Origin of the sequence: Agrobacterium sp. OT33, assembly GCF_017313365.1 — a bacterium.
Taxonomy (GTDB): Bacteria; Pseudomonadota; Alphaproteobacteria; order Rhizobiales; family Rhizobiaceae; genus Agrobacterium; species Agrobacterium rhizogenes_A.
This window is the reverse complement of sequence record NZ_JAFLMZ010000012.1, coordinates 100,671-116,529: the sequence shown is the minus strand read 5'-3', so window position 1 is coordinate 116,529 and position 15,859 is coordinate 100,671. Positions and strand designations below refer to the sequence as shown.

At 61.0% G+C, this 15,859-nt stretch carries 13 protein-coding genes; 3 read left to right on the top strand and 10 right to left on the bottom strand.

Annotated elements, in window-relative coordinates:
- Window positions 1–17 precede the first annotated feature (17 nt).
- Together JZX88_RS24335 and JZX88_RS24330 are read right to left on the bottom strand one after the other, a co-directional pair.
- Window positions 18–1,184 (bottom strand): mandelate racemase/muconate lactonizing enzyme family protein, encoded by a 1,167-nt coding sequence (locus JZX88_RS24335; protein ID WP_206915004.1) that lies wholly within the window; start codon window positions 1,182–1,184, stop codon window positions 18–20.
- A complete protein-coding gene (locus tag JZX88_RS24330) occupies window positions 1,181–2,089 on the bottom strand; it encodes a dihydrodipicolinate synthase family protein (RefSeq protein ID WP_065116470.1) in 909 nt (302 codons plus the stop codon). The genes JZX88_RS24335 and JZX88_RS24330 overlap by 4 nt, the downstream gene beginning before the upstream one ends.
- 115 nt (window positions 2,090–2,204) lie before the next feature.
- Between JZX88_RS24330 and JZX88_RS24325 the strand changes: the two genes are divergently transcribed.
- The gene (locus tag JZX88_RS24325; RefSeq protein ID WP_206915003.1) at window positions 2,205–3,116 is read left to right on the top strand and encodes a 2-dehydro-3-deoxygalactonokinase; all 912 of its coding nucleotides are present in this window, start codon (window positions 2,205–2,207) and stop codon (window positions 3,114–3,116) included.
- Window positions 3,117–3,230: 114 nt separating this feature from the next.
- Here JZX88_RS24325 and JZX88_RS24320 read toward each other — a convergent pair whose 3' ends face one another.
- The 4 genes from JZX88_RS24320 to JZX88_RS24305 all read right to left on the bottom strand — a co-directional run bounded on the left by JZX88_RS24320 (window position 3,231) and on the right by JZX88_RS24305 (window position 6,956).
- The gene (locus JZX88_RS24320; protein WP_052820062.1) at window positions 3,231–4,007 is read right to left on the bottom strand and encodes an ABC transporter permease; all 777 of its coding nucleotides are present in this window, start codon (window positions 4,005–4,007) and stop codon (window positions 3,231–3,233) included.
- Window positions 3,994–4,761, bottom strand: a complete 768-nt coding sequence (locus JZX88_RS24315) for an ABC transporter ATP-binding protein (protein WP_161991858.1) — start codon at window positions 4,759–4,761, stop codon at window positions 3,994–3,996. Before JZX88_RS24315 ends, JZX88_RS24320 begins: the two co-directional genes overlap by 14 nt.
- Window positions 4,762–4,825: 64 nt before the next feature.
- On the bottom strand, window positions 4,826–5,827 hold the full coding sequence (locus JZX88_RS24310) for an ABC transporter substrate-binding protein (protein WP_206915002.1): 1,002 nt from the start codon (window positions 5,825–5,827) through the stop codon (window positions 4,826–4,828).
- 46 nt (window positions 5,828–5,873) lie between these two features.
- Window positions 5,874–6,956: a 4-oxalomesaconate tautomerase gene (locus JZX88_RS24305; protein ID WP_206915001.1), complete on the bottom strand. Its 1,083-nt coding sequence runs from the start codon at window positions 6,954–6,956 to the stop codon at window positions 5,874–5,876.
- 105 nt (window positions 6,957–7,061) lie between these two features.
- Between JZX88_RS24305 and JZX88_RS24300 the strand changes: the two genes are divergently transcribed.
- The gene (locus JZX88_RS24300) at window positions 7,062–7,958 is read left to right on the top strand and encodes a LysR family transcriptional regulator (RefSeq protein WP_206915000.1); all 897 of its coding nucleotides are present in this window, start codon (window positions 7,062–7,064) and stop codon (window positions 7,956–7,958) included.
- A 35-nt stretch (window positions 7,959–7,993) separates the two neighbouring features.
- On the opposite strand, the gene JZX88_RS24295 is transcribed toward JZX88_RS24300, so the two are convergent.
- Window positions 7,994–9,841 carry a hypothetical protein gene (locus tag JZX88_RS24295; protein ID WP_206914999.1) on the bottom strand — a complete coding sequence of 616 codons (1,848 nt, stop codon included), beginning with the start codon at window positions 9,839–9,841 and terminating at the stop codon, window positions 7,994–7,996.
- A 661-nt stretch (window positions 9,842–10,502) separates the two neighbouring features.
- Complete coding sequence (locus JZX88_RS24290; RefSeq protein ID WP_206914998.1) at window positions 10,503–11,837, bottom strand: aspartate aminotransferase family protein; 1,335 nt, start codon at window positions 11,835–11,837, stop codon at window positions 10,503–10,505.
- Window positions 11,838–11,941: 104 nt separating this feature from the next.
- Here JZX88_RS24290 and JZX88_RS24285 point away from each other — a divergent pair, with 104 nt between their 5' ends.
- Window positions 11,942–12,790 carry a LysR family transcriptional regulator gene (locus JZX88_RS24285; protein WP_206914997.1) on the top strand — a complete coding sequence of 283 codons (849 nt, stop codon included), beginning with the start codon at window positions 11,942–11,944 and terminating at the stop codon, window positions 12,788–12,790.
- On the opposite strand, the gene JZX88_RS24280 is transcribed toward JZX88_RS24285, so the two are convergent.
- Entirely contained in the window at window positions 12,787–14,115 is a 1,329-nt protein-coding gene (locus tag JZX88_RS24280; RefSeq protein WP_206914996.1) for a solute carrier family 23 protein, read from the bottom strand. The two genes, JZX88_RS24285 and JZX88_RS24280, sit on opposite strands and share 4 nt — an antisense overlap.
- A 196-nt stretch (window positions 14,116–14,311) precedes the next feature.
- Window positions 14,312–15,721, bottom strand: a complete 1,410-nt coding sequence (locus JZX88_RS24275) for a diguanylate cyclase domain-containing protein (RefSeq protein WP_206914995.1) — start codon at window positions 15,719–15,721, stop codon at window positions 14,312–14,314.
- Between the last annotated feature and the right edge of the window lie 138 nt (window positions 15,722–15,859).

The window sequence follows — 15,859 nt, the reverse complement described above, 5'->3', positions numbered from 1 at the left end:
TCCTCCAAAAAACCAAATCAGATACGTTCAATCAGACCGAGCGCCGCCTCCGACGGTCGTACCCCAAGTCCCGGTCCCGACGGCAGGTGATACCTGCCTTCGCGGCAATCCATGTCGCCTTCCAGCAGGCGGCGGTTCGGCTCGAAGATCGAGTGCTGGAATTCGTGTCCCTTCAGCATCGACAATGTCGACGACGCCTGCAGGCTGGCGGCAAGGAAGATGCCGGCGCCAACGGTGGCGTGCGGGATCACGTCAATGCCGTGCTCGGCGGCAAGGGCGCCGATGCGGATGAAATTGGTGATGCCCTTATGGCCCATTTCCGGCTGCACGATCGCGATGCGGCAGCGTTCGATGCGGGCACGCATATCCCAATGGGTGCGCCATTCCTCACCGACGGCAATCGGCACGTCGGTATTCTTCGAAACCTTCTCCAGACCGGCAATGTCCTCCGTCCAGACGGGCGCCTCGGCGAACCACGGGTCGAAGGGCTGCATTTCGGCAATCAGTTCCAGCGCCCGTTCCGGCGTCTGGTTCCAGTGCATGTCGGCGGCGATCTTCGCCTGCGGCCCAAGCATCTGCCGGAGATTGGCAATTTCCGCCGCCGGGCCGTCATCAGCCACCGGCGTTGCGAATTTGAAGGCGTTGAAGCCGCGATCCTGCCAGTATTTCGCCAGTTCCCCGCGCGCCTTCAACGTCCTTTCAGGCAGACCGGAAACATAGGCCGGAAACGTATCTACCCCGCCGCCCAGAAGGTCGCGAACCGATTTTCCGGCTTCCTGCCCGGCAATATCCCAGAGCGCGATATCGAGTGCGGCGAGCGCATCGACGTAAAAGCCGCCGGTATAACCGCGCACCCGCATCATGTCGTAGAGGTCGTCATAAACAGCCGAAGGATCGGACGCGTCACGGCCGATCACGAAACCGGCGAGAAGATCATTGATGAGGGCGGCGACCGCGCCGGGGGCGACGATGCCATAGGTCTCGCCCCAGCCGACAGTGCCGGCTTCGGTGGTCATGCGCACCAGCACGCTGCGGTCGAAGGTGGGGTAGACCGTGCGATTGCCCTTGCGCACGATGTAGCCGTTGGGATTGACCACCTCACCTTCCCTGAGCGCGCCAAGATAGGGCACCTTGCGCGGCTGGGTCAGCGTGAAGACTTCGACGGTTGCGATGGGGCTGTTCATGCGGCCTCCGCAGCAACAAGGCCGAGTTCGACCAGATTGGCGTCAATATCGGCAATGGCCGCCGCATCAAGCTCGGGTGTCGGCGCACGCACGCCGACACCTTCGATCACGCCGCGACGGGCGAGCACATATTTGGTCAGCCGCATGCGATAGACCGCCTGCAACACCAGAAGCGGCAGGGTGCGGACATAGATCCGGCGAGCCTCTTCCTGCCGCCCGGCAACAAGCGCCCGGTCGATGGCCACATGTTCCTCGGCGATCTCCAGCGCCGGCATGGCAGCCGTAGCACCCCGGGCATATTCGTCGAGAATGTAACGCGCGCCGCCGCCACCGATGACGCCCTTCAGTGTCGAAGGCGCATGGGCGATGATGTGGCTGATGGCCGGGCCGGCGGGAAGCGTTTCTTCCTTGACATAGGTCACCTGCGGCAAGGCGCGCACGATCTCCACGATTGCCTGCGGCGAAAGGTCGGAGCCGCGCGGCGCAGGCGCGTTCTGCAGGATGATTTCAACCTCGGGCAGCGCCTCGACGATCCGGCCGAGGAATTCGATCAGCGCCGGCGCATCCGTGCCGACCGATTTGGGCGGCTGCACCATCAGGTGGCGAATGCCGAGCGCCGACGCCGCCCGCCCGTGCTCGACCACCTCACGCCAGTCGGCCGCACTGGCGCCGGCCACAACAGGCACCCGACCGGCCACCGCGTCCACGACGATCTTCAGCAGCGCTGCACGCTCGGCGGCATTCAAAGCCTCCACCTCGCTGGCGAAACCGGGAAACACGACACCATCCACGCCCTTGTCGAGCGCAAAGACCACCAGCCGCTTCATACCCGCTTCGTCAATGCCGCCATCAGCCAGAAACGGCGTGGGCAGAACAGGCAAAATCCCCTTGAGGCCAGCCACCATCTTTCTCCTCCCAATTTAGTATCATATTTTGATACCTTGAATTCACTAATTGACACTACATAGACTCGCACCCTATGACAAGCCCCAAGATGAAATGAACGAGGAGGTTCAAGACATGGCAGCAGCGGCGACATCGATCATCGTCGATTGGGGAACGACATCACTGAGGGCGGCGCTCGTTGGTGAAGGCGGCGAAGAACTCGCTCATCTGGAAACCGCCGACGGTATTTCGAGCCTTGGCAAGGGTGAGCATGAGGCGGCGCTGATGGCGGCACTCGCACCCTGGTTCTCGCGCCACGGGGCCCTGCCCGTCGCCGCACTCGGCATGATCACCAGCCGCAATGGCTGGGTCGAGGTCGCTTACGTGCCGTGCCCGGCAGGCCCGGCTGAACTTGCCGCCGGTACGGTGTGCAGGACGCTGCCGAACGGCTCCGACCTCGTCTTCCTGCCGGGTCTCAACGACCCCGCCCGCCAGCCCTTTCCGGATGTGATGCGCGGCGAAGAAACCCAGATCGTCGGCCACGGCCTTGGCGAAGACGCCACCCTCATCATCCCCGGAACCCATAGCAAATGGGCGCGGGTGAAGGCGGGGCGGATCGACGGTTTCCAGACATTCGTGACCGGTGAAATTTTCAACCTGCTCATCAATCATTCCTTCATCGCGCGCGGTTCAACGCAGCCGCCGGTCGACGATCCCGAGGCATATCGCTGGGGTCTGAAAGAGGCAAAACGATCCGCCGCCATGTTGTCGCTCATGTTTTCGGCGCGCACCGGCGGGCTTGCCGGCCGGCTTTCGCCGGATCAGCTGCGCTCCTATGTGCGGGGACTGGTCATCGGGCAGGAATTTCGGCAGGCCCGCGATGCCGGATGGTATGCGGAGGGCGACGAGGCAGCTATCGTCGGCAATGATGGGCTGAACGATCTCTATCTGATTGCCGCGGATGTGTTCGGGCTCAGGACATCGATCGGCGCGGACGACATCCTGACGAAAGGGGCGCTGGCCGTCCTCAAACAGACGCTTTCCTGAGCGCCGACCATCGCCGGGTGCAATCCCGACAGATCAGGCTTCAGGCAGAGCCTGTTCCTTTCATGAAACGAGGCGGTATGGGCCGCCTCGTTTGGTATCAGCACAAGCCAGACCTCAGGCAGGTCGTTCTTCACCCGCATTCGGCCGCCAGGTGATCAGCCTCTTCTCGGCAATATCGAGAATAAGGTCGATGATGAGAACGAAGACGGCAAGAATGATGATGCCTGCGAAGACACCCACCGCGTCGAAATTTCCTTCGGAGCGGGCGATCAGATAGCCAAGGCCTGCCGAAGCCCCCAGATATTCACCGATGATGGCGCCAACCACCGCAAAGCCCACGGATGTGCGCAGCGACGACAATATCCAGCTGGCCGCTGCCGGGAAATAGACGTGGCGCAGCAGATCCGAACGCTTGGCGCCAAGAATGCGGGAATTGGAAAGCACGACGGGGTTCACCTCGCGTACGCCCTGCATGGCGTTAAAGAAGGTGACGAAGAAGACGAGCGTCACCGCAAGCGCAACCTTGGACCACAGGCCAAGACCCAGCCACAGGACAAAAATCGGCGCCAGAACGACACGCGGAATGGCATTCACCGCCTTGATGAAGGGATCCAGCACGCGGGCGACAAAGGGGCTTAGCCCCAGCCATACGCCGGCGCCGACGCCAAGGCCCGTACCGATGAGATAACCGAGCACCGTTTCGCTGAGCGTGATGCCGACATGTTTGTAAAAGCCGGCATCGGCAACCCAGGTGACCACCTGCATGACGATGTCATAGGGCGCCGGAAAGAAGAAGCGGTCGATCGCTCCCGAGGTGACGCCGAGCTGCCAGCCGCCCAGAAGCACCACCAGAAGCACGACCTGAATGATACGAACATTAACGGCTTGCATAGCTTTTCTCCACTTCACCGCGCAGCGATGCCCATATGTCGCGATACAGGGTCATGAATTTCGGATCGAGTTTGATTTCCGCAACGTTGCGCGGCCGTTCCAGATCGACGGGGAAGCTTTCGATGACCCGGCTTTTCGGACCGGCAGCGAGAACGACGACGCGGTCTCCGAGCGCAATCGCCTCTTCGAGATCATGGGTGATCATGACCACCGCCCGACGGTCTTCCTGCCATAACCGAAGCAGCTCATTCTGCATCAGATGGCGGGTGTGGATATCCAGCGCCGAAAAGGGTTCGTCCATCAGGATGACCTTCGGCTCGGTGATGAGCGCCTGCGCCATCTGCACACGTTTGCGCTGCCCGCCCGAAAGCTGGTGCGGAAAACGACCTTCGAAGCCCTTCAGCCCGACCTTTTCGAGCCAGGCCAGAACCTTCTGGCGCCGTTCATTTTCGGGAACGCCGCGGAACAGCAGGCCAAGCTCGACATTCTGATATGCCGTCTTCCAGGGAAGCAGCGCATCCTGCTGGAAAAGATATCCGATGGTGTTCTGCACACCCTGAACCGGAACATCATCGATGGCCACTTTCCCCTGCGCCGGCTTCAGCAGCCCCGCAATGGCGTTGAGGATGGTGGATTTTCCGCATCCCGTCGGGCCTACGATGGAGAGAAACTCTCCATCGCCCACCTCGAGGTTCACGTCCTGAACGGCAACGAACGAACCGAAAGCCATGGTTACGTTATCGATTGTCACCATGGGCTGGGGTTTGAATTCGGTCACGGGCTCTAACTTCCTGACTGGCGATGACATCGCGGCCCCCTCAGTTTGCAGCCTTCGAGGCGGCGGCCTCGACGAACTTGTTGGTATAGGTGGTGTTGAGGTCAATCGTTGCCTTGGCGACCGCGTCGTTGAAGCTTTTGAGAACCGCCAGAGGCGTTTCCAGATCGGCCGGCTCAAACCTGCCGTCTTCGGAGAAGATCGCCTTGGCCGCTTCGACAGCCTTGATGTAGGTCTTCTTGTCGCCGGAGACGAAATCATCCGGCAGCCTGTCGACGATTTCCTCGGCCGAATGCTGCTTCATCCAGTGCAATGCCCGCACGGTGGCATTGGTGACTTTCTGGATCACCTCCGGATGGGCATCGATATATTCCTGCGTCGCATACAGCACCGAGGTGGGGTAAATGCCGCCATAAACATCCCTGGCGCCCTTGTCGCTTCGCGCATCGATGAGGATCTTGCCCAGCCCGCGCTCGACCACGATCGTCGCGGCCGGATCGTAATTGACGAGCAGGTCGATTTTTTCCTGCTGCAGCGCGGCCACCGCCGCAGCACCGGAACCCACACCGATGATGGAGATGTCATTGTCGCTGAGATTGTGCTGCTTCATGTAATAACGGATGAAGAAATCCGAGGACGAGCCGGGAGACGTGATACCGACCTTCTTGCCCTTGATGGTTTCCGGCTTTACCGGATCGAAGTCGGTATCGTTCTTTCCCGCAAGCACCAGACCCGAATTGCGGGCAAGCTGGACAAAGCCGATGACGTGCTTGTTCTGGGACTGCATCTGGATGGTATGATCGTAAAAGCCGACGGCGACATCCGTCGAGCCGGCGACCAGCGCCTGCAGGACCTTCGAGCCGCCCTGGGCAAAATTCTCTGTCGTCACGTCAAGACCTTCATCCTTGTAGAAGCCGAGGCTGGCGGCGACAGGAAAAGGCAGGTTGTTGAGATTGTACGAGCCAACGCTCATTCTGACGGATTCGGCATTTGCAGATGCCGCCAGCGCACAGAGCGCTGCGGTTGCTAACAGGTATTTACGCATATGGGTCTCCTCCCGGTTTGCTATGTTTTGAATGACTGACTGTTGTCTAAGCCGCGTCGTTGATTGCAGCGATTGGCTTGGCGAAGGCAAAACCCTCGAAAAGCCTGCGCGCCGTCCTCACGAGGCCCGCTGTTATCGCCCCGTTTCGCATCTCCAACTGCACGTCGAGGCGACCGGCTGGATGCTCGAGGCGGATCTGGGTCGGCACGGATGGGCGTCCGGCGAGCTCGTATGCAATGGAGCCCTCCGTCACGGCTGCCCTGGCAATCCCGACAGCGCCCGTCGTCGCCAGTGCGGGATGACATTCGCTGGGCATGAAATAACGCACCGAAAGGGTGCCGCCATTGCGTGCGGGAGCGACCAGCACGGGCTTCGGTATTACCATGTCCTTCACCTCCCCCATGCCCATCCGCCGACCGGCCTGAACACGTATGCTGCCCATCCGCTCCATAAGGTCCCTGTTGCCGCTCAGGGTTTGCGGGTCCTCATATCCGCTGACACCGAGATCGGCTGCGCGCATGAGAACCATCGGGATCGCACAGTCGATGGCCGTCACATCCACACCGTCGATCGTGTCGAGGGGGGCTCCAGTGGGCAACAGTCTGCCTGTCTTCGCCCCGGCGGCATCCACGAAGGTCAGGGCAATCGGCGCGGCCAGACCCGGAACCCCGTCAATGGAGGCATCGCCAAGATAAATCACCTCGCTGCCGCGCGTCGGCACCTTTGCCTCGATCAGCTTTCCGGTATTCACATTGTGGATGCGCACCACTGTATCGTTCCGATGAGCGGCAACAAGCCCTGCTTCGATCGCAAAAGGCCCGACGGCGGCCAGCATGTTGCCGCAGTTGGGCGAATAGTCCACATATTGCCTGTCGGTCCGGACCTGCGCGAACAGGTAATCGATATCGGCCCCTTCGACGGTTGCAGGGCCGATGATGGCGACTTTCGACGTCACCGGATTACCCCCGCCGATGCCGTCGATCTGCAGCGGATGGCCCGAGCCCATGATGGACAGGAGGGCGGCATCCCTCTCTACCGGATCACGCGGAAGGTCGGATGCGAGAAAGAACGGTCCACGTGAGGTTCCGCCGCGCATCAGCACACAGGGTATCTTGAGCAGATCATTCATCAGTCGCCTCAATCTTGCATTTAGCGGATCAATCCGCCTTGTTGTTGCAATATGGGCAAAAGACGCTAATCTGTTAAATGCAATGTTCGGAGGTATTATTGCGTTATGAGCATTAATTGCGAAATTCTGGACCTGCGCGCCTTTCAAGCCGTGGTTGAAATGGAGAGCTTTCACAGAGCCGCGGAAGCGCTCCATATTTCACAGCCGGCATTGACCCGGCGTATCCAGAAACTGGAACAGGCCATTGGTGCGCCGCTGCTGGAAAGAACCACCCGCCATGTCGCGCCGACGGCCATGGGTCAGGAAGTCATACCGCTTGTCCGGCGTATGCTGGAGGAGTTCGACGGATCGCTTTTCGCGATGAAGGACGGCGCCCAGCGACGCGGCCTCATTACGATGGCATGTGTTCCGACAGCGGCGTTCTATTTTCTCCCCGCCGTCATCAAGACCTTCAGCCGGCAATATCCGCATATAAGGCTGCGTATCCGGGATCTAACGGCCAATGAGGGGCTGCAGGCGGTCGCCAGAGGCGAGGTTGAGTTCGGCATCAATCTGATGGGCAATTCCGATCCCGATCTGTCGTTCGAACCGCTCATCGACGACCCCTTCGTGCTGGCGATGCGGAAAGATCACCCTCTTGCGGCTTTCGAAACGATCCAGTGGAACCAGCTGGAGGCCTATCCGCTTGTTGTCGTGGACCGTTCCAGCGGCAACAGGACGCTGCTCGACGGCGCGCTTGCGAGGCACAACCTCAAGCTGAACTGGTTTTACGAGGTGACCCACCTCAACACCTCGCTTGGGCTGGTGGAGGCGGGACTGGGGATTTCGGTACTGCCGCGACTGGCGACACCGCAGGACGATCACCCGTTTCTCGTCACCCGGCCGATCGTCAATCCCGTCGTCTCCCGTACGATCGGCATCGTGCAAAGGCGAAGCAGCACGCTGTCACCGGCCGCGGAAAAATTTGTCGGAATGCTGCTTGAGACCTGGAAAACGCAATAATCCCCGCCGCGCGACGGGTCGGGCGACTGACCGCCTCAACGGGCACACGGCACCGGCCTGACAACAGGATCGCCGTCGCCCTCATAGGTGGCTGTTTCACATTGTAACGGAAGATATGACACACCATCGAAGCGGTAGACCGTCATCTGATATTCAGCCGCGGCAACGCGTCCGCTGACGCGAAGGTCGGACCATCCCAGATGCTTCGTCGCCAGTTGCTCCAAATTCCCCGCGTCGTTCAGCAGCACGCGCCATTGATGCCCGGCCTTCATCAGAACGGCGAAATCACATACCGCCGATCCGCAATTGTCCCAGACGATATATTCCGGCCGCCCGTCGCCATCGAGATCCTTTTCATCGACATTCATGCTCCAAGGCGTGTCCTGATAACCATCTTCGAAAGGAAGGAGATCCGGCGGAAAACCGGCGACAAGCCGCAACAGGCGGCCCAGCCAGAGACGCCGTCCCTCCCCCGTGAATGCCGTTGATCCGGCACCTGCTTCCTTGAGTGCTTCCGCCACCTCCCTGCGATCATACAGCTCGGCGACGGCGAGCGGCGAAGCATCGGCGATCGTTTCATCGGGATCGGCTCCGTGCCGTATCAGCCACGACAGCATCCGAAGGTCCCCAGCCCCATTCCGCGTCAGTTGCGCCGGGGTGAGGCAGGCAAGGAATGCGGAAAGACCGACATTCAACCCGTCGCGCCGCATCAGGCCGATGGCGAGTTCGGCATCGCGTTCGCATATGGCGGTATTTATGATGGAAGCGGGATCGGAAAAGACCGCGCCACGATCCATCGCCGCGACAACCAGATCACGGCCGCCGCGCCGGACCATATCCGTCCATGGAATCTTCTGGACGGAGCCCACCGCACAATGGCGAATGAGCCAGCCTGTCGCCGCTCTCAAAAGGATAAGCCTCCTGTCTTCCGGCAGGCTTCTGTCTTCAGGATCGGCATTCTGCCAGGCGCCGGCGGCTTCCTGAATATTCTGGTCGACGCATGTTTCCTCGCGCCGGTCATGTCGGGTGAGAACCTCCACCCAGGCCGGCATGGATGCGAGATTCTGCTGAAGCGGCGTGCTGAAACGGCCGAGCGATACATTCACGAGATAGGCAAAGAGGCTCGCCGGCCGATAGGGATATCCGTCAAAGGTTTCCAGCGGCAATGGAGCATCCGGATCAACGCTTTTCAGTATGTTCTCGGCGACATCCGCCCCGGCCCTGTCGGCGGGAAGAACCGCCAGTATGCGGGCGGCCTCCTGCGCCCGAGGCACCATGCCAGACGCGAGAAGTGATTTCATACGCAGTGCGACGGTCGAAGGGTCGGCGGCCCGGATTCCAATACGAAACAGGTCGAGGCATTCAGGCGACGCCCTTTTTTGCGAGGGTAAGGTGTCGAGCGCGGCAACGGCATTTTCCCACTGCCCCTTATTCCCGTCCCCGGCCATATCGACGATCATCGGGCAACGCAGATCCTCCGGCACGGTGCCGATCAGCTCGACAGCCAATCGACGCTCCCCGGGGATTCTGGCAATCCACGTGGCCGGCATACCAATCCGGTCTCCCAGAACGGTTTCAAAAGCTCTGTCGAGCGGAGCGCCGGACGCCGCCAGAACGCGAATGATTTCACGCGCCTCTTCCTTGTCTGAGGAGTCGCTCTCCGCCAGCCGCCTGATGGCCTGCCTCAGAAGCGCCGACAAGGTGGCACCGTCCGTCACGCCGGCATCCTCATGCAATGCCGCCCTCAAGGCGGCGATGTCGGAAGCGGCAACCGCTTTCTGCGCCGCCGACGGCCCTTGCGCCCGCGCCGCGCCGAAGAGGAGAGACGTGAACAGAAGCGACAGGACGGCCACATGCACGCACCGCAATGGCGAGATGTTCATGGATGTATTCCGCTCCGCCTGTTTCCGCTCCACCGATGACTGCTCCCCGAAACAGGATCCTCTGTAAAATCCGACCGCCCGACATTCATAAGGCTAACCAATATTTTCGCTACGACCAGTCACATTCATCATGCTTCCCAGTCCACGCAGCACCGACACATAAACTGCTCACAACGCTAAAAAAAAACCGACGATTCGGCTGAACAAATTTTGCCCGCGATCTACCAGCGCTGCTCGCCATCGCAATGCTTTTTCCATGGCAGGGTCCCAAAAAGCAAATCCTGCTCGTCTAGACTAAGAGGGAAAGTTTGCACGTTCCGTTTCCCGGTGTGGGGAGAACCACGGAGGCCTATGCGACAGGAAAGCCGGCTCACCGGCCGGCATCGCGAAAGATCATGCCGCAAGAGTATCTGCAATTCTCGTCAGCAACGATTTGCTGAAGAGCCGCCGGAGCCACGAGCGTGATTTGATATGAGAATCCGACGGAGGCGGCGGACAATGAGACCTGGCCAAGAATGGCTGGACTGAGCAATGTCCCGTAACCCTGATTTTTCCATGGGGACGTCAGATGTCGCTCACTCCTGAAAGCAGTGGTCACGCCGCAGCCACCCGCCTGAATTTTCACCTTCAGGCGGGTGCAAAGATACGTGGCGTCACTGCCCTATCGCGCGGCCTGCGCGGATTCGATGGAATCCGCCAGAATATCCAGCCCAAGGTCGATTTCGGCATCCGACACGGTCAGAGCCGGGGCGATGCGGAAAACGCCGCCCATGCCGGGCAGCTTGACGATATTCATGCTCATGCCGCGCAGTATCGCCTCCTGCATGATGCGCGCACCGAGTTCGAAACCCGGGGCCTTCGTATGCCGGTCGGCCACGACTTCCAGTCCCAGCAGCAGCCCGCGACCGCGCACGTCGCCGACGCATTCGAACCGCTGCTGCAGGGATAAAAGCCCGTCCTTCAGGCGCTTTCCGCGGGCAATCGCCTGTTCCACCAGACCGTCACGCGCAACCACGTCAAGGACCGTCACACCCACAGCCGCCGGCAGCGGATCGGACACATGCGTCGTATAGAACAGGAAGCCCCTCTCGAAGGCCTTTTGCTCCACTTCGGCGCTTGTCATCACGGCTGCGAGCGGCAGGCCGGCGCCGAGCGTCTTGGAGAGCGTCATGATGTCGGGCGTCACGCCATCGCGCTGGAAGGCGAACATGTGCCCCGTCCGGCCGACGCCGGTCTGGGCTTCGTCGAGGATGAGCAGCATGCCGCGCTCCTCGCATTTCTTCTTCAGGGCAGCGAGATAACCGGGCGGCAGTTCGAGAATGCCACCGCTTGAGAGGATAGGCTCGGCAATGAAGGCGGCGAGATTGCCGGTCGACTGGCGGTCGATCAGTTCGAAGGCATCGTCAAGTTCGGCCTGCCAGTCATTCGATCCATCCGGATTGCGGAAGCGTGGGCGATAGGCATTCGGGGCCGGAATGACCAGCGAACCGGCCGTCGCCGGGCCGTAACCCCTGCGGCCGGCACTATAGGTGGCAGATGCCGCAGCGCCGGTCATGCCATGCCAGCTCTGGGCAAACGCCACGACCTCGTGGCCGCCGGTGACAAGCTTTGCCATGCGGATCGCCGCTTCATTGGATTCCGCCCCTGTCGTCAGCAATTGCACGCGGTCGAGACCGGGCGCCAGCGCCGCCAGCCGTGCCGCAAGTTCGACGACGGGGCGCGACAGCATGCCGGAGAAGAGATGCGCAACCGAGGCCATCTGCCGGTTGACGGTGGCGACAATATCCGGGTGGGTGTGCCCAATCAGGGCGCTCATCTGGCCGGAGGTGAAATCGAGAATGGCGCGGTCATCCGCATCATAAACAAAACTTCCCGCGGCGCGTTCGACGATGATTTCCTCGAAGGCCGGCCCATAGCGGGTCAGGTGTTTATTGGCGGCAGCCCAGAAGGCCGGTTCATCGTTCAGCGAAATGGCGTTTTTCGAAATGTTGTCCATGACACGTTCCCCAAAGAGGTGATCCTGAAGAACGGTAACAGGCCCTTGCGCAGGCAGTCCAATTGATAGTATCTGAAGCAGATATCGATAATTTTGATATCTCCATGCTCGACCTTACGCTTCTCAAGAACTTCGTCATCGTCGCCCGCGCCGGCTCCATCAGCGTCGCCGCCATGCAGGTCGGGCGCACGCAATCGGCGCTCAGCACGCAGATGCAGCGGCTTGAAGAACAGGTGGGCCACAGCCTGCTGCAACGAACGGGTTCGGGGGTGCGGGTGACTGCGGCGGGAGAAAAGCTGCTTGCGCATGCCAATGCGCTGCTTGCCCGGCACGATGAAATCCTTGCGGATATGAGCGAGGCGATCCTTCAGGGAACCGTCAGCCTTGGATGTCCGGAGGATTATTCCATCGCCTTCCTGCCGGAACTGCTGCGGGGCTTCTGCGCAACCTACCCGAAAGTTGACCTGCGGATGGTCTGCGCGCCAACCATAGAGCTGCATCCGCTGCTGCGCCGCCGCCAGATCGACATGGCGCTGGTCTCACAGGCCGATCCTGATCATCCCGAGGTTCTGCGCAGGGAGAGTTTCGTCTGGGTGGCGGACAGGCCGGAACCCGACCTGCTGGCCAAGGACGTGCTGCCGCTGGCGCTCTCGGCACCGGCGACGCTGGATCACCGCGCGGCCTGCGATGCCATGGAAAGCGCCAATCGCCGCTACCGGGTCGCCTTTGCCAGCACCAGCCTTGCCGGTCTCATCGCCATCGCCCGCTCCGGCCACGCCATCAGCGTGCTGACGAAAACAGCCGTTCCGCCCGACCTTCATATCGTCAGGGATGGCCTGCCGCCGCTGCCGACGATCGGAATAGCCATCGCATTTTCCGATCCCCAGACATCATCGGCGGCCAGGGCGCTTGGCGATCACATTCGTGCGGTTCTTCCGGGCCTCAGTCTTTAGCGGGATTTCCCCTGGGCCGAGGCGCCAAGGCTGAGCAGATGGTAAAAGACAATGGCGCCGATCGTCGCCGTGCCGATACCATCCAGCGTGAAACCGCCGACATTGAGCTTGAAGTTGCCGGCACCCAGCACCAGCGCGATGCCCACGGTGATGAGATTGCGCGGCTCGGAAAAATCGACCTTGTTCTCAACCCAGATGCGCCCGGCGGTCGCAGCGATCAGACCGAACACCACGACGGACAGGCCGCCGATGACGGGTCCCGGTATCGTCTGGATCAGCGCACCGAATTTCGGCGAGAAACCGAGAATGATGGCAACCAGCGCCGCAACGATGAAAACCAGCGTCGAGAAAATGCGGGTAATCGCCATGACGCCCATGTTTTCGGCATAGGTCGTCATCCCGGTTCCGCCAAAAGCGCCGGAAAAGATGGTGGCGATGCCATCACCGATGAAGGCGCGGCCGAGATAAGGATCGAGGTTGCGGCCGGTCATTGCGCCGATCGCCTTGATATGTCCGAGATTTTCCGCCACCAGAATGACGACGACAGGCGCGATCAGCGCGATTGCCGAGGCGGAAAATACCGGCGTGGTAAATGTCGGCAGTCCAAACCAGGATGCGGCCGCAACGCCTGAAAAATCGACGGGCTTGCCGAGACCGAGGCCGTTGGCCAGCACCAGATAGGCGATGTAGGCAATGGCGCCACCGAGAAGGATGGGCAGGCGTCGCGCCATGCCGGGCGCATAGACCGCGATTGCACCGACGGATGTGACTGTCAAAATCGCAATCCAGCGCGACAGCTGGTCGCCATCGGGATTACCGGGGCCGGTGCCGGAGGCGCTGGCAATGGCAATCGGCGCAAGCACCAGACCGATCGCCGCAACGATGGCACCGGTCAGAACCGGCGGCATCAGCCGTTCAATCCAGTTATGGCCGGCAATCATGACGATGACGCCGATCAGGGCATAAAGCACGCCCGCGGCAATGATGCCGCCAAGGGCAAGCGCGATATTCGGGCTCGCCGCACCGGCAGCGGCACCGGTTGCCACCAGCACGGGACCGATGAAGGCAAAAGACGAACCGAGATAGCTCGGCACGCGGCCACCGACGGCGATGAAGAAGATCAGCGTCGAGATGCCCGAAAACAGGATGGAGACGTTCGGATCGAACCCCATGATCAGTGGCGCAAGCACCGTGGAGCCGAACATGGCGACAACATGCTGCAAACCGAGAACCGCGGTCTGCCCGGCGGGCAACCGCTCATCCGGCATGATGCGCCCTTCGGTTTTCAGTCGCCAGCGCGGAAAATAGCCACCTGTATCGCTCATCGTCGTCTGTCCCCCAGAAAGCGGCCGGCGCGATTTGGCGAACGTCCCCGTTGCAGATCGCAGCCGCATAAAAGATTTGTCTTTATGTGATATGCGACCGTCGTTCCGGGCCGAATCGGTGGCGGCGCATCCTGTCTTCGGTAGCGCGATTGCTGGCTGCTGTCATCGGGCATCGAGGGGTTACCCACCCCTCAGTTCAGCCAAACCGGCGAACGGGTTCAATCTCACAGATCGATGTCATCACCTTGCCGCGCCCTTCACCCTTGGCGCGGTAAAGCGCTTCGTCAGCGCAGCGGAAGGCCTCGTCGCAGGACGTTTCCGCCCCGATGACGCTGCTCAATCCGAAGGACGCACCGATGATCATCATGCTGTCATCGACAACATAGGGCTCGGAGAGAAGCAGGCACAGCTGCCGGCAGCGCATCTCGGCTTCGGCAAGGGAAACGGCGGGCATCAGCACGGCAAACTCGTCACCGCCCAAGCGGAACACCACGTCGCGCTCCTGACAGGCAGCGCGAAGGCGGGTGGCGACCGCCTTGAGCAAGGCATCCCCGGCGGCGTGCCCGTGGCTGTCATTGATGGCCTTGAAACCGTCGAGATCAAGACAGGCGACAGTCAGGCTTCCCTGCTGCGACAACCTTGAGAATTCGGATGCGACGAGCGACCTGTTGGCCAGCCCGGTGAGGAAATCATGGGTGGCAGCGTGCCGCATCTGTTTTTCCGCCTCGACAAGCGAATGAACCGCGCGGCGGGAAATCCGCACCGCGAAGATGCCACCGGCTATGAGCACGACAAGAACCGTGACGGCAAGCGGCAGGGACTGACGGAGCAGATCCCGCGCCGGGGTCAGCGGCTGCCAGGACAGCGCCTGCGCCTGACCGTTTGGCCCCATGGCGATTTCCACCCTTGCACGATCCGCCGGAACGCTGCCGGCCGGCCCAACGGAAGCATCGTCCAGAAGGAAGCGGTTTCCGAGGAATTCCTGCAGGCTGCCGGCAATGGGGATTGCGGACACCAGTACCGGCGCGCGTTCACCGCGAGGCATTGCCGTCCTGAAATCGGGCTGAAAAAGGCTTGCCGTCAGAAGGACGGCGTCGTCACCGATTACCTCAATCTTGCTGAAGGCGATCGGCTGCGGAATACCCTCGGGCCTTTCGCCACCTTCCCTTTCGCGAACGGCATCCACAAGTGAGCGAGCGTCCTGCGCAATCACCTCTGCCCTCCGGGCAAAAAACGGGCGTTGCAGTACCTCGTCATCCGTCTTCGAATAGATCAGATCGCCGTCGCCGTTGAGAATGCTGACGAAACGCGTGCGCGAAGTGCCGATGAGCGACCGTCCGATGTTCCGGTCGGTCCATTCCAGATCGAATGAATTGTCGATCTTGGCGATGGATTCATCCCAGATCGTCCACGCGGTCAGCGCAAATTCCACATCCGATATCCATATCGAGATGTTGCGGCCGACCAGCGTTTCCTGTCGCTGGCGGATTTCAGCATCAAGACGCGCAACGCCGTAATAGGGAATGGCCGCCAGCCCCGCCAGCAATATGGCGATAAGCACTGCGGCAGGTCCGGCAAGCCTGAGTTGGGTGAAGCGCGTCGTCATTTTATGTTCCGATTATTTGTCGGATGTCATTTTCGACACGCCACGTTTCACCGCAGTTACCACACCCGGAATTTCGGATGGGTCGGTTAACGCATGGTTCCCAGGGCCGGCAGGCGTTTTCGACGAAAGCGTACTCCA

Coding starts and splice junctions, on each gene's coding strand:
- JZX88_RS24315 (WP_161991858.1), bottom strand. CDS start 4,761: ATGGTGACAATCGATAACGTAACCATGGCTTTCGGTTCGTTCGTTGCC.
- JZX88_RS24325 (WP_206915003.1), top strand. CDS start 2,205: ATGGCAGCAGCGGCGACATCGATCATCGTCGATTGGGGAACGACATCA.
- JZX88_RS24330 (WP_065116470.1), bottom strand. CDS start 2,089: ATGGTGGCTGGCCTCAAGGGGATTTTGCCTGTTCTGCCCACGCCGTTT.
- JZX88_RS24310 (WP_206915002.1), bottom strand. CDS start 5,827: ATGCGTAAATACCTGTTAGCAACCGCAGCGCTCTGTGCGCTGGCGGCA.
- JZX88_RS24285 (WP_206914997.1), top strand. CDS start 11,942: ATGCTCGACCTTACGCTTCTCAAGAACTTCGTCATCGTCGCCCGCGCC.
- JZX88_RS24280 (WP_206914996.1), bottom strand. CDS start 14,115: ATGAGCGATACAGGTGGCTATTTTCCGCGCTGGCGACTGAAAACCGAA.
- JZX88_RS24295 (WP_206914999.1), bottom strand. CDS start 9,841: ATGAACATCTCGCCATTGCGGTGCGTGCATGTGGCCGTCCTGTCGCTT.
- JZX88_RS24320 (WP_052820062.1), bottom strand. CDS start 4,007: ATGCAAGCCGTTAATGTTCGTATCATTCAGGTCGTGCTTCTGGTGGTG.
- JZX88_RS24300 (WP_206915000.1), top strand. CDS start 7,062: ATGAGCATTAATTGCGAAATTCTGGACCTGCGCGCCTTTCAAGCCGTG.
- JZX88_RS24275 (WP_206914995.1), bottom strand. CDS start 15,721: ATGACGACGCGCTTCACCCAACTCAGGCTTGCCGGACCTGCCGCAGTG.
- JZX88_RS24335 (WP_206915004.1), bottom strand. CDS start 1,184: ATGAACAGCCCCATCGCAACCGTCGAAGTCTTCACGCTGACCCAGCCG.
- JZX88_RS24305 (WP_206915001.1), bottom strand. CDS start 6,956: ATGAATGATCTGCTCAAGATACCCTGTGTGCTGATGCGCGGCGGAACC.
- JZX88_RS24290 (WP_206914998.1), bottom strand. CDS start 11,837: ATGGACAACATTTCGAAAAACGCCATTTCGCTGAACGATGAACCGGCC.